This window comes from Rickettsia bellii RML369-C (assembly GCF_000012385.1).
In the GTDB taxonomy this organism is placed as follows: domain Bacteria; phylum Pseudomonadota; class Alphaproteobacteria; order Rickettsiales; family Rickettsiaceae; genus Rickettsia; species Rickettsia bellii.
Window position 1 is genome coordinate 814,690 of the sequence record NC_007940.1, and the last position, 12,109, is coordinate 826,798.

The following is a 12,109-nucleotide window of genomic DNA, read 5'->3' on the forward strand; positions in this document are numbered from 1 at the left end:
ATTAAGTATAAAACTTTTTCTTAAGTAGACACTAGAATAAGAGTTTATTCAACATAAATATTTATAATTATTTTAGATTTACCCCTTGACAGTTGATAGTTCAAAGCAAACTCAAGCGAGTATTAAATTTCCTTAAATTTTATAAATTATGTGGGATAGTTGCATTATTGTAATGATAGTATTTTGAGAAATAAGTTTTAACTTGTCCAATCCAACTCTGCATAGCATAATTCAGTTCAGAAGACTCTCCAATTTGATCAGTATGGTTTATATTATTTTCATCTAGATTTTTAGAAACATTCTCATAATACTCTAACGTGTCTTCATCGTTATAACGAGGTTGTAATTGTTCATTTTTAGTGAATTTTAAAGGATCAAACATTTCTATATATTTTAATACGTAGTCTAAAGATTCTTTTTTTTGTTTATCTAAAGTAACATTATTTTCGTCTAAGTAATTATATAGTTTTTGTAAAAAAGTATAATATTTATCGCCTTTACATAATCCGTAACGAGCAAGGAACATCATATTAATATCTTTAACCTTTTCTGTTATCAGTATTTTTTTAAAAAGTTCTAGATCGTAAGTATGAAGAGCTACGCATATAATATTATTATGCGTTATTTTACTTTTTATTATTTTAAGTTTCTCTGAGAAACTATATTTAGACCACTTCACAATTTGTATATATCTTAATTTTAATTAGCCATAAACTAACGTTAAATTAAAATTTGTAAAGTAATAACTTTAGTCTTTAAGGAAATTTTTAGGCATTCTGTAATAAATTGTATTATAAAATTTATCACTTTCTGGGAATTTTCGTGTGCGGATAGAAAAGTTACCGAAATTTCTGATTTCGATACGGTTTTGTTCTTTAAGAGAATTACTTAAATAATTAAGGATTAAATTCACAGAATCACTAACATCTTCTTTAGAAAGATAATCCAGCTGCTTATGTATTTTATTTATCAAATCAATTTTAGTAGCCCTGATTAGAAATTGCCTTAATTCCATTAAAACTATTTTTGAAAAAACTAGGGACTAAACTATCGAAATCTTCAAGCATCATTTCCACTAATTTAGGTTTTGGTTTTAGCTGATAGTCTTTAATTGTTAATTTAGCATCGATTTTTTTCTCATCTTGCAACCATTTTAAAGCTGTATCCTCATTACCTATATTATCTACAAGCTTTAGTTTTACAGCCTGACGTCCTGAATATATTCTGCCATCAGCGAGTTTCTTAACTTCATCTATAGGAATTTTACGTCTTTCAGCAACAAGTTCAATGAAAAAATTGTAAGTATCTTCTATATTTTCCATAACCGCTACCCTTACATTTTCAGTAAGTTTTTCAGTAGGATTTGGTGCAGCTTTAAGCTCACCTGATTTAAAATTAAGGAAAGTAATGCCAAGCTTTTGTGCAAGGTCAGTTACCTCAGCAGTCTGCAATATTACCCCAATTGAACCTGTAATAGTTCCGTTATGGCTAATGATGTAATCACCAGCAAGAGAAATTAAATAACCACCGCTTGCTGCCATCGTTCCCATAACTATAACTACTGGCTTCTTTTCGGATATTTTAAGCAAAATATTATAAATTTTTTCTGATCCTACTACTGTACCACCTGGGGAATTTACATTAACTATTAAGGCTTTAATATGAGAATCATCAACAATTTTCTTAAGCTTTTTATCACGCTTCTCATCTTCAAGTATTATGTCGTCAATTAATACCGAAGCTATATAATCATCATTATTATTGGCTAAAACTTCCGTTGGAACAAAATCTTTACAAATTAAGAAGAATGAAACACCAATTAAAATAATTGCTATTAACTTCCAGACTAATAAACGAGCCTTTATTTGTTTTCTTTCAATTAAATAATCAGGTGTTATATTCATTTTGCAATATATTTTTTAGTTTTTTGTCATTGCGAGGGGAGGCAAAGCCTGCTGTGTCACCCCGTGATTTATTCACGGGATCCAGTTAAAAAATACTGATAAAATTAGTATTTTTTATTATTTTCTGGATCCCGTGGTCAAGCAACTAGATGACACTTAGGGCGTTTTCCGATCCACACGGTTAATGCCGCCACGGGATGACACTTAGGACATTTTTTGATCCATGCGGGCAATGCCACCACGGGATGACCCCACAACTTACTTACGTTCTGCTGGGCTTTTCATCATCTCAAAAAACTCATTATTAGTTTTAGTATGTTCTAGCTTTTTAAGCAAGAATTCTATTGCTTCACTGCTACCCATTGGGTCGATGATGCGGCGAAGAACCCACATTTTATTTAGTACTATTTTATCAACTAATAAATCTTCTTTTCTAGTTCCTGATCTAGTTATATCAATAGCTGGGTAAATACGTTTATCAGCAATCTTACGATCTAACACTATCTCAGAGTTACCTGTACCTTTAAACTCTTCGAAAATCACTTCATCCATACGTGAACCTGTTTCAATTAGAGCCGTACCGATTATAGTAAGTGAACCGCCATTCTCAATATTTCTTGCAGCACCAAAAAATCTTTTTGGACGCTGAAGTGCGTTAGCATCAACACCGCCAGTTAATACCTTACCAGATGATGGAACTACAGTATTATAAGCACGAGCAAGACGTGTTATTGCATCAACTAAAATTACTACGTCTTTTTTATGTTCTACTAAACGCTTTGCTTTTTCAATGACCATTTCCGCAAGCTGTACGTGTCTACTTGCTGGCTCATCGAAAGTAGAGCTAACAACCTCACCACGCACGGAACGTTGCATATCTGTTACCTCTTCAGGTCTCTCATCTATTAACAACACAATTAAAAATACTTCCGGATTATTGGTAGTAATAGCATGTGCGATATTTTGTAGTAACACAGTTTTACCAGTACGGGGTGGTGCAACTATTAAAGCACGCTGACCTTTACCCATAGGAGCGACTAGCTCAATAACACGTGTACTAAAATCTTTGCTGTTATCTTCAAGCTCTAAGCCTAATTTTTCATCAGGATATAAAGGGGTTAAATTATCAAAATTGACACGGTGATAAGCTTTTGAAGGATCTTCAAAATTTACTTTATTTACCTTAAGTAGAGCAAAATAACGCTCACCCTCTTTCGGAGCTCTTATTCGTCCTTCCACAGTATCACCAGTACGAAGCCCAAAGCGACGAATCTGGCTTGGAGAAATATAAATATCATCAGGTCCTGCTAAATAATTTACTTCCGGAGAACGCAAAAAGCCAAACCCGTCAGGCAAAACTTCAAGTACTCCCTCGCCTACTATTGAACCACCCTGCTCTACAGATTTCTTTAAAATTGCAAAAACTAATTCTTGTTTACGCAAAGAACTAACATTTTCAATTTTTAGCTCTTCTGCTTGAGCTTGCAATTCTTCAGGCAATTTACGTTTTAATTCTTTTAAATTAATTATATTGCCGTTTTCTGCATAATGATTATTAAATTCAGGGTTATTTAATTGTTCTGGGGATTCTTTATTAGTTATACTCATTATTTTTATTATAATAGATTATAGTTGACATGAATGAAAAATTTAATTCCTTAAATGTAGAGGAAATATTACGTTTGTTTTAAATTAGGAATCAAACTAGATTTTTAGATTTATTCTTGTGGCTTGAAGAATTAATTTTATTTGTTAGCTTTATAAAGCTTTAATATATGTAAAAGGATATTAACAATCTAAAAGCATATTGTCAAGTATATACTGCTAATAAATGAAAAGTTGGTAGACGAAGTTTAATTTGAAAATTGACTATAATATTAATAAAAGTGGATCAGCTTTTCCGTCATGACGAGAAAATTACATTTGCATCTCCTCGCAATGACGACTTTGACCCACAAGGCTTAATTAGGAATCCTTACTATCTCTAATTTCTTTGACTATGCTTAATAATTGAGGGAAATCTACTGACCCAGGGATTAACCTAGCATTAATTACATATGCAGGTACACCCTGAATTTTAAGGTTTCTAGCTATTTGCATATTTTGAGCGATTAAATCTCTTATATCAGAACTATCAGCTATCTCTTCAACTTCCGTGATATTTAAGTCATTTTTAGCTAATAATTCTTCGACAGTTTCTTTAGAAACATTTCTTATCTTCATTAACTCACTATGAACAGCTTTAAATTTATTAGGGTTAATTTTATAAACTGCTAAAGCTATTTTTGCTAAATAATCAGAGACATCACCAAGGATAGGTAATGGTCTTAACAAAATTTTTACTTCTGGATCATTTTGTAATAACTCATTTAAAGAAACATCACCTTTTTTACAGTAGGAACAAGAATAATCATAAAAAGCAACTATAGTTATATCACCGTCTTTATTACCTATGACAGGAAAATTTTGGCTATTCTCGATATCTAATTTGTTATCCTTAATATAGCTATTAACTTTGGTTTCACTTTCTTGTACTTTACGCTTTTGTAGATTTTCTATTGATTGTATTATTATTTCAGGAGTATTAAGCAGATATTCTTCTATAATCTTCTTAACTCTTTCTTCTTCACATTGTTTCGGCTCTTCATTTTGTTTAACTTCTATGGAAACAGGTTTTGTAGAAGAAGTTTTTATAATCTTAAAAATAAATAAAACTCCTATAATTACTACAAATATAACTAATATCTTTCCAACAATATGCTGCATAAATAACCTTTAAAATTAATTTTATTTTGTTTCGGGCTAAGGTACGTCATTGCAAGGAGATGCAACTCCTACTGTGTCATCCCGTGGCTTGACCACGGGATCCAGAAAAACAATAAAAAATATTATATATTTTTTCCTGAACCCCGTGAATAAATCACGGGGTGACAACTATACCTTACCCTTTACTTCTGTCTGATCAATCTACTCTGATCTCTCTTCCAATCTTTTTCTTTAATTGATTCTCTTTTATCGTGTAATTTTTTACCTTTAGCAATGCCAAGCTCAATTTTTATTTTGTTCTTTTTGTTAAAATACATAGATAAGGCAACTAGAGTATAACCCTTTATTTTAGTTCTACCGATAATTTTATTTATTTCTTTCTTATGCAATAACAATTTACGTGGTCTTCTGGTAGAATGATTGAACCTATTTGCCTTTTCATATTCTGCAATATGACAATTATACAAAAATACCTCATTTCCCGTATCAGCTGCATGACTCTCTTCTATAGATGCTTTACCTTGACGAAGTGATTGAACTTCACTACCCTTTAATACAATACCTGCTTCTAGTCTTTCCTCAATAAAATAATTAAAGAGAGCTTTTTTATTTTGTGCAATAATTTTCTTATATTCCATCATACTTTTATAGATAAGGATGTTATAATTTCCTCAATTTGTTTTTTAGTTGTATCTGTTGCTTCAGTTAAAGGCAAACGAATTTCGTTTGTGCAGAATCCTAAATAATACATAGCATACTTAACTGGAATTGGGTTTGATTCTACGAATAACGCTTTATATAAAGGTAATAATCTTTGATGAATCCCTAAAGCTCCTTTAACATCATTATTGTGCCATTTCTCTTGAAGCTCTTTGCACAGTTTAGGGGTAATATTTGAAGCTACGGACACGCACCCTACTCCACCTTGAGCATTAAAAGCAAGACTTAAATCATCATTACCACATAATAGATTAAATTCTTTATTAATTACAGATTTAATTCTAAGCGGTCTTTCCAAATCTATTCCTGCATCTTTTAAAGCTAAAATACGAGATAACTTACTCAATTTTAATATCGTTTCATCTGTAAAATCGACTCCGGTTCTACTCGGAACTGAATATAGCATAATCGGCAAATTACTAGCTTCATGTATTGCTTCAAAATGTTTATAGATCCCGCCTTGAGTAGGCTTCAAATATGACGGCGGACTAATCATAAAGCCGTCAACTCCGATTTTTGTAGATTCAGCCGCAAGCTCTATTGCACACGCAGTATTATTTGAAGAACATCCGCTAATTACAGGAATACGCTTATTTACAATATCCTTAGCCGTCTGCAATAATAATTTATACTCTTCAAAACTTAAACTACTCCCCTCACCTGTTGAACCTGCTATTACTACGGCATTCACTTCAGCATTTATTTGATATTCTAAAATCTTTTCTAAGGCATTTAAATCTAGTTTATTATCTCTAAACGGCGTTATTATTGCCGTAATCAAACCTTTAAATATATTATTCATTGTTTTTCATTTTTATGTTGTTTTGTCATTGCGAGCCTATATTGTTGCATGGCTTCAATGTCATTCCTGCGTAGGCGGGAATCCAGCATAAAGCGAGATAAATCGAGCTTTTTGTGTTTGTATTTTTTACTGGATTCCCGCCTACGCAGGAATGACATACTACCCCCTCACAATTTTACCATACTCTTCTTTCAAAACATCTGCAATTTTATGATCATTAAAAATAACTTTCTTATTACCAATATCTATAGAATTAATATTCTGCACTTCAATTGCTGTACCTGTAGCAAAACAGCTGATAAAATCTTCTATCTGTTCTAATTTTAGACGTTCTTCTTTTACTTCTAATCCTAAATTTTTTGCAATTTCAATAATAGTTTGTCTCGTTATACCATCTAAAAATCTATCAGCAATTGGAGTATATAGCACATTATCTTTAACAAAGAAAATATTTGTTGTAGTACATTCCGCAATATACCCCTCATAATCAAGTAATAATGCATCATCATAGCCAAGGTCTTTAGCCTCTTTCTTACTTGTTATTGCCATGTTATAATGAGCAGCGGATTTAGATTGTACCGGCATCATATTAGGTGCAGCTTTACGCCATCTGCTTACATACAAATTAAATCCTGCAGCAAATGCTCGTGGCATAGAAGGAACAGCTGCAATCAAAACGTTAGTCGACAATTTAGGATTAATAATATTTAAAGACTCACTCCCACACCAAACAAGCGGTCTTATATATGCATCCTGAATCTTATTTTTCTCTATTAATAACTCATGAGCTTTTATAATTTCTTCTACATTATAAGGTACTTTCAATCCTAAAACTTCTGCTGATTTAACCAATCTTTCAGTATGTTCTTTAAGTTTAAAAACTTTCCCATTATAAGCCCGCTCACCCTCAAATACTGATCCTGAGTAATGCAAACTATGAGTTAAAGCATGCACTGTAGCAAGTTCATAAGGAACTAACTCACCATTAATCCAAATATACCAAAGATTATTTTCTGAATTTTTTGTCATTGTTATTAATTGTTATTTGTACTAGAGTAATTATGTTATTTCCGCATAGTGAATTGAAAAGCACTCTCGGTGTCACCCCGTGGCTTGTCCACGGGGTCCAGTTAAAAATACGTTAGTATTTTTTATTATTTTTCTGGATCCCGTGGACAAGCCACGGGATGACAGAACACTGTCAATTTTTCAAATTAAACGAATATATATGCAAGAATATAAGGCACATATCCTAATTGTTGATGATGATACCAGAATATTAGCACTTTTAAAGCAATTTTTAAATAAAAATGAGTTTTTAGTATCAACAGCTGTTTCAGCTATAGAGGCAAAGGATTTGCTAAAAACTTCTAATTATGACTTGATTATTTTAGACGTCATGTTACCAAGCATTACGGGGCTTGATTTTGCTACTACCATTAGAGATGCTGGTAATAATATACCGATAGTAATGTTAACTGCTTTATCGGAAGCTGATGACCGTGTTAAAGGTCTTGAAGCTGGTGCATCAGATTATGTTATTAAACCTTTTGAACCACGAGAATTATTATTGCGTATAAATAACTTGATCAATAATTATAATAATCCCAAAAAAGAAAAAAATATAACTAAATTTGGCAATAATTTTTATAATTATAATACTAAAGAATTTACTAAAAATGATCAGATAATTCCGCTTAGCTCTACTGAGCAAAAATTACTTGAAATATTTATAGAACGTCTTGGCACTTCTATTAGCCGCCTTGAGCTTTCAAAAATTATGGGAGGTCTTAGTGAACGCTCTATTGATGTACAAATTACCAGAATAAGAAATAAGCTAGAAGATAATCCTAAAGAACCGAAATATTTAAAAACCGTGCGTAATGAGGGATATGCACTTTATATCTAAATTATTACCTAGGACTTTATTCCTAAGATTTATGCTTATCATAATTATGCCGATTTTGATAGGACAGCTAGTTGCTATATTTTTGTTTTATGATCGTCATTGGTATAATGTTTCATATTATACTAGCACCATTATTATCAATGAAATAGAATCTTTAATTAAAGAGCATAAAGACAATCCCAAAGAAATAACTCATTTATCAGAAAATTATCTCAATTTATCTTATCAATTTGAGCCTAATAAGAAACTATTAGCAAAACAGCCTAAGTTAAACGAACCCTTAACTATATTTAAAAATATTTTAAATACAAAAATTCATGAAAAAAATATAATTAACTTAACTAAGGAAAATAGAATTCAAGTATTATTAGAACTAAATAACGAGATATTAAATATTTCTTTTCCAGCCAAACTATTACTTAACCCAACAGTATATATCTTTGTTCTATGGATTATATTTTTAACTATTATATTACTTTCCATCTCCATTATTTTTCTCTAAAAATCAAATTAAATCAATAGTTGCTCTTGCAGATAGCATGGATGAATTCGGTCGAGGTATCTTAAAAAGTAAGAATTTTAAGCCTACAGGTGCTTTAGAAATAAGAAAAGCAGGGCTTGCTTTTTTAAAGATGAAATCTCGTATAGAAAAGCAAATTACTAAAAGAACTACCATGCTTGCTATGATTTCTCATGATTTAAGAACTCCTCTAACACGCATGAAATTACAACTTGAATTAATGGACGAAAATGAAGAAACTGACGGACTAAAGCAAGATATATTAACTATGCAGCAAATGATAAACTCCTATCTAGATTTTGCAAGAGGCGAAAGTGCAGAACAATTTAAAGAGGTTTTTATTTTATCTTGGATTAAATCTTTTTTAAATAAATGGTCACATATAGATATAAAGTTTATAAACCCTACTAAATTAGATGGAGTAAAACTTCGAATTAAACCACATTCTTTTGAAAGAGCCTTGTCTAATTTAATTAGTAATGCTATAAAATATGGTACTAAAGTTAGAATTTCGTTAAATGCTAACTCATCTAACTTATCAATAATCATTGAAGATAATGGCAGCGGCATAGATAATGCAGAAAAACCTTTAGTATTAAAGCCATTTTATAGATCGGATAAAGCAAGGCAGTTAGATAATTCAAGTAATGTAGGTCTTGGACTTGCTATTACTCGTGAGATAGTAAAGGATCATAACGGATTTCTTTATCTAGAAGATAGTAAGGATTTAGGTGGGTTGTCGGTTAGAGTAGAAATTCCTGTGTATACTAAGATAGAATTTTAAAAATTGGTATAGTCGTCATTACAAGGAGGGATTGCCTGTGTGAATCATTTTCCCCTGTCATCCCGTGATTTATGAACTAGATCCAGTTAGTATTTTTTATTATTTTCTGGATACCGTGGTCAAGCAACTAGATGACACCGATCACGTTTTTCGATCTACGCAATAATGCCTTGTGAAAGCAGAGCTTTGATGCAATCTCAGGACATTCTGATAAGATTGCCACGCCACTTTCAGTGGCTCGCAATGACGTTAAAAAGAACCAAAAATATATATTTAATAATGACTAACATAAAACATTTAGCAATAATAATGGATGGTAATGCACGCTGGGCAGCTACGCATAACTTACCTAAATCTGAGGGGCATAGAGCCGGAGCTGATAAAGTACATGAATTATTACCGGAATTTATTAACCTTAAAATCCCATATATTACACTATATACTTTCTCTTCTGAAAACTGGCAACGCTCAAATACAGAAATATCTTTTTTAATGAGGTTATTAAACATTTATTTAAAAAAAGAGCTAGATAATTTGCATAAAAACGGCATTAAAATAAAAGTAATAGGTAGGCTTAATTTATTAAGCGACTCATTGCAAAAACAAATAAATAATGCTATAGAATTGACAAAAGATAATAATAAATTAACTCTTTGTATAGCTTTTAGCTATGGTAGTCGTCAAGAAATCACAGATGCTTGCACTAAAATTATTGCAAGTGGTAAAACAGAAATTCTTGAGAGCGATATACAAAATGCATTATATGATCCGGAAATGCCGGATGTAGATTTATTAATAAGACCTGGCGGTGTTTTTCGGATTAGTAATTTCTTGCTTTGGCAAGCAGCTTATGCTGAACTATATTTTTCTCAAAAATATTGGCCTGATTTTAATAAAGAAGACATAATAAACGCTATAGATGATTATTCAAAAAGGAAAAGAACATTTGGCAAAAGATAAACAAAAATCAAATTTATATTTGAGGATACTATCAGGGATAGTATTAGTACCATCATTTGTGGTAGCCATATTATGGCTTAAACCTTTATTCTATGTTTTAATGATATTAGTAGCTATAGGGATGCTTAGCGAATGGTATGATATGACCCACTCCTCTATTATGTATCTACTAATAGGTTTAATTATTATCCCAATTCCCATAAGCTTATTAATATTTTTAAGTAGCAATCCTATAAATAACTGGCTTATTATGCTTTATTTTTGCATAGTTTGGTCGGTAGATATATTTGCGATGATTGGCGGCAAAACCTTGGGCGGTGCAAAACTTGCTCCAAAAATCAGCCCTAAAAAAACTTGGAGCGGCTTAATTACAGGAATATTATCTGCAGGTTTAGTTGCAACCTTAATTAGTTTTATACCAAGTTTTTATATTGAAAATTACTATTTCTCAAATAGGATTTATTTGTTTATAATTAGTTGTACGCTAGCTTTAACAGCTCAGCTAAGTGATCTATTTATTTCATATTTTAAACGAAAGTTTAATATTAAGGATAGCGGCAATATTATACCTGGTCATGGGGGAGTATTAGATAGATTTGACAGTATAATTTTAACTGCCCCAATATTATTTTTTATAAATGGATTATATTTATGAGTATTCTTAATTTAGTACTTTCGAATAATAATACAAAAAAAATAATTTTAAATATCTTCCTAGCATTGTTACTAGGATATTTTGTTTTTCACTGCATTTACGGCAATAAAGGAGTTATTGCCTATTTAAAAGTAAATAGACAACTTGAAAAAGCCTATGATGAATTGAAGTTATTGCAAGCTGAGCGAGTAGAGCTTGAACATAACGTTAAACTACTTAGAACCGAATCGTTAGATAAGGATATGCTAGATGAACAAGCACGCAAAGTTTTAGGTATAGCAGCTCCAAGCGAACAAGTTTTTAATACCAATAGCAAACCATAGACTCCGTCACAAAACCTAAAATTTAACCAAAGAATATATTATGACTATTACGCTTTACCAAAACGATTTACCAGATGATTTTGAACTTGAAGGTGATTTAGCAATAGATACCGAAACGATGGGATTAAATTTATACAGAGATAAACTTTGTCTGCTACAATTTAGTAACGGAAATGGTGATGCTCACCTTGTGCATTTTCTAAATCAAAATTATAATGCTCCTAACCTAAAAAATTTATTAAGTGATAAAGAACGTTGCAAGATATTTCATTTCGCAAGGTTTGATTTAGCAGCGATAAAAAAATATTTGGGTATCGATTTAGAGAATATCTTTTGTACTAAAATATCTTCAAAGCTAGTTAGAACTTATACTGAAAGCCATGGACTTAAGGATATATGTAGAGAATTACTAGGAGTAAATATTTCCAAACAACAACAATCTTCTTATTGGGGTGCTGATAATCTATCTTCCGACCAACAAGAATATGCTGCTAAAGATGTGCTTTATCTGCATAAGCTAAGAGAGCATTTAATAGAAATGTTAGTTAAAGAAAATAGATTTGAGCTTGCTCAAGATATCTTTAAATTTCTACCAACCAGAGCCAATTTAGACTTAGTCGGCTGGGATGAAGTTGATATCTTTACGCATTGAATTTTTTGATGCTATAAAACATTATTGCGAGGAGAAACTGGTCTTGTTGTATGACTCATTTGTTATTCCCGCATGAGGATTGCCTGCGTGGATTGAGAGTCGTCATTGCGAGGA

General features: G+C 31.5%; 13 protein-coding genes and 1 pseudogene. 6 read left to right on the forward strand and 8 right to left on the reverse strand.

Features of this window, described 5'->3' with window-relative positions:
• Positions 1 to 139: 139 nt before the first annotated feature.
• The 8 genes from RBE_RS03830 to RBE_RS03865 all read right to left on the reverse strand — a co-directional run bounded on the left by RBE_RS03830 (position 140) and on the right by RBE_RS03865 (position 7,221).
• Entirely contained in the window at positions 140 to 679 is a 540-nt protein-coding gene (locus tag RBE_RS03830; protein ID WP_011477402.1) for a hypothetical protein, read from the reverse strand.
• Positions 680 to 748: 69 nt separating this feature from the next.
• A complete protein-coding gene (locus RBE_RS03835) occupies positions 749 to 1,015 on the reverse strand; it encodes an HU family DNA-binding protein (RefSeq protein WP_011477403.1) in 267 nt (88 codons plus the stop codon).
• Positions 981 to 1,904, reverse strand: coding sequence for a signal peptide peptidase SppA (sppA, locus tag RBE_RS03840; RefSeq protein WP_011477404.1), 924 nt, complete (start codon positions 1,902 to 1,904; stop codon positions 981 to 983). The genes RBE_RS03835 and sppA overlap by 35 nt, the downstream gene beginning before the upstream one ends.
• A 258-nt stretch (positions 1,905 to 2,162) precedes the next feature.
• On the reverse strand, positions 2,163 to 3,512 hold the full coding sequence (gene rho, locus RBE_RS03845; RefSeq protein ID WP_011477405.1) for a transcription termination factor Rho: 1,350 nt from the start codon (positions 3,510 to 3,512) through the stop codon (positions 2,163 to 2,165).
• Positions 3,513 to 3,869: 357 nt separating this feature from the next.
• On the reverse strand, positions 3,870 to 4,670 hold the full coding sequence (locus tag RBE_RS03850; protein ID WP_011477406.1) for a DsbA family protein: 801 nt from the start codon (positions 4,668 to 4,670) through the stop codon (positions 3,870 to 3,872).
• A gap of 182 nt (positions 4,671 to 4,852) precedes the next feature.
• The gene (smpB, locus tag RBE_RS03855; protein WP_011477407.1) at positions 4,853 to 5,311 is read right to left on the reverse strand and encodes an SsrA-binding protein SmpB; all 459 of its coding nucleotides are present in this window, start codon (positions 5,309 to 5,311) and stop codon (positions 4,853 to 4,855) included.
• A complete protein-coding gene (gene dapA, locus RBE_RS03860) occupies positions 5,308 to 6,192 on the reverse strand; it encodes a 4-hydroxy-tetrahydrodipicolinate synthase (RefSeq protein WP_011477408.1) in 885 nt (294 codons plus the stop codon). The genes smpB and dapA overlap by 4 nt, the downstream gene beginning before the upstream one ends.
• A gap of 159 nt (positions 6,193 to 6,351) precedes the next feature.
• Positions 6,352 to 7,221: a branched-chain amino acid transaminase gene (locus RBE_RS03865; RefSeq protein ID WP_011477409.1), complete on the reverse strand. Its 870-nt coding sequence runs from the start codon at positions 7,219 to 7,221 to the stop codon at positions 6,352 to 6,354.
• A gap of 199 nt (positions 7,222 to 7,420) precedes the next feature.
• Between RBE_RS03865 and RBE_RS03870 the strand changes: the two genes are divergently transcribed.
• The 6 genes and pseudogenes from RBE_RS03870 (at position 7,421) to RBE_RS03895 (ending at position 11,995) form a co-directional block, all read left to right on the forward strand.
• Complete coding sequence (locus RBE_RS03870) at positions 7,421 to 8,101, forward strand: response regulator transcription factor (protein ID WP_011477410.1); 681 nt, start codon at positions 7,421 to 7,423, stop codon at positions 8,099 to 8,101.
• Positions 8,085 to 9,405 (forward strand): annotated as a pseudogene (locus RBE_RS03875) (sensor histidine kinase). Before RBE_RS03870 ends, RBE_RS03875 begins: the two are co-directional and overlap by 17 nt.
• A 279-nt stretch (positions 9,406 to 9,684) precedes the next feature.
• Complete coding sequence (gene uppS / locus RBE_RS03880) at positions 9,685 to 10,365, forward strand: polyprenyl diphosphate synthase (protein ID WP_041804680.1); 681 nt, start codon at positions 9,685 to 9,687, stop codon at positions 10,363 to 10,365.
• Positions 10,325 to 11,020, forward strand: a complete 696-nt coding sequence (locus tag RBE_RS03885; protein ID WP_011477414.1) for a phosphatidate cytidylyltransferase — start codon at positions 10,325 to 10,327, stop codon at positions 11,018 to 11,020. The genes uppS and RBE_RS03885 overlap by 41 nt, the downstream gene beginning before the upstream one ends.
• On the forward strand, positions 11,017 to 11,343 hold the full coding sequence (locus RBE_RS03890; protein ID WP_011477415.1) for an FtsB family cell division protein: 327 nt from the start codon (positions 11,017 to 11,019) through the stop codon (positions 11,341 to 11,343). The genes RBE_RS03885 and RBE_RS03890 overlap by 4 nt, the downstream gene beginning before the upstream one ends.
• A gap of 40 nt (positions 11,344 to 11,383) precedes the next feature.
• Positions 11,384 to 11,995: a ribonuclease D gene (locus RBE_RS03895; RefSeq protein ID WP_011477416.1), complete on the forward strand. Its 612-nt coding sequence runs from the start codon at positions 11,384 to 11,386 to the stop codon at positions 11,993 to 11,995.
• The last annotated feature ends 114 nt before the right edge of the window (positions 11,996 to 12,109 follow it).

Excerpts from the sequence above, each read along its gene's own strand:
- RBE_RS03835 (WP_011477403.1), bottom strand. The coding sequence starts at position 1,015 with ATGGAATTAAGGCAATTTCTAATCAGGGCTACTAAAATTGATTTGATA.
- sppA (WP_011477404.1), bottom strand. The coding sequence starts at position 1,904 with ATGAATATAACACCTGATTATTTAATTGAAAGAAAACAAATAAAGGCT.
- rho (WP_011477405.1), bottom strand. The coding sequence starts at position 3,512 with ATGAGTATAACTAATAAAGAATCCCCAGAACAATTAAATAACCCTGAA.
- RBE_RS03850 (WP_011477406.1), bottom strand. The coding sequence starts at position 4,670 with ATGCAGCATATTGTTGGAAAGATATTAGTTATATTTGTAGTAATTATA.
- smpB (WP_011477407.1), bottom strand. The coding sequence starts at position 5,311 with ATGATGGAATATAAGAAAATTATTGCACAAAATAAAAAAGCTCTCTTT.
- dapA (WP_011477408.1), bottom strand. The coding sequence starts at position 6,192 with ATGAATAATATATTTAAAGGTTTGATTACGGCAATAATAACGCCGTTT.
- RBE_RS03865 (WP_011477409.1), bottom strand. The coding sequence starts at position 7,221 with ATGACAAAAAATTCAGAAAATAATCTTTGGTATATTTGGATTAATGGT.
- RBE_RS03870 (WP_011477410.1), top strand. The coding sequence starts at position 7,421 with ATGCAAGAATATAAGGCACATATCCTAATTGTTGATGATGATACCAGA.
- uppS (WP_041804680.1), top strand. The coding sequence starts at position 9,685 with ATGACTAACATAAAACATTTAGCAATAATAATGGATGGTAATGCACGC.
- RBE_RS03885 (WP_011477414.1), top strand. The coding sequence starts at position 10,325 with ATGATTATTCAAAAAGGAAAAGAACATTTGGCAAAAGATAAACAAAAA.
- RBE_RS03890 (WP_011477415.1), top strand. The coding sequence starts at position 11,017 with ATGAGTATTCTTAATTTAGTACTTTCGAATAATAATACAAAAAAAATA.
- RBE_RS03895 (WP_011477416.1), top strand. The coding sequence starts at position 11,384 with ATGACTATTACGCTTTACCAAAACGATTTACCAGATGATTTTGAACTT.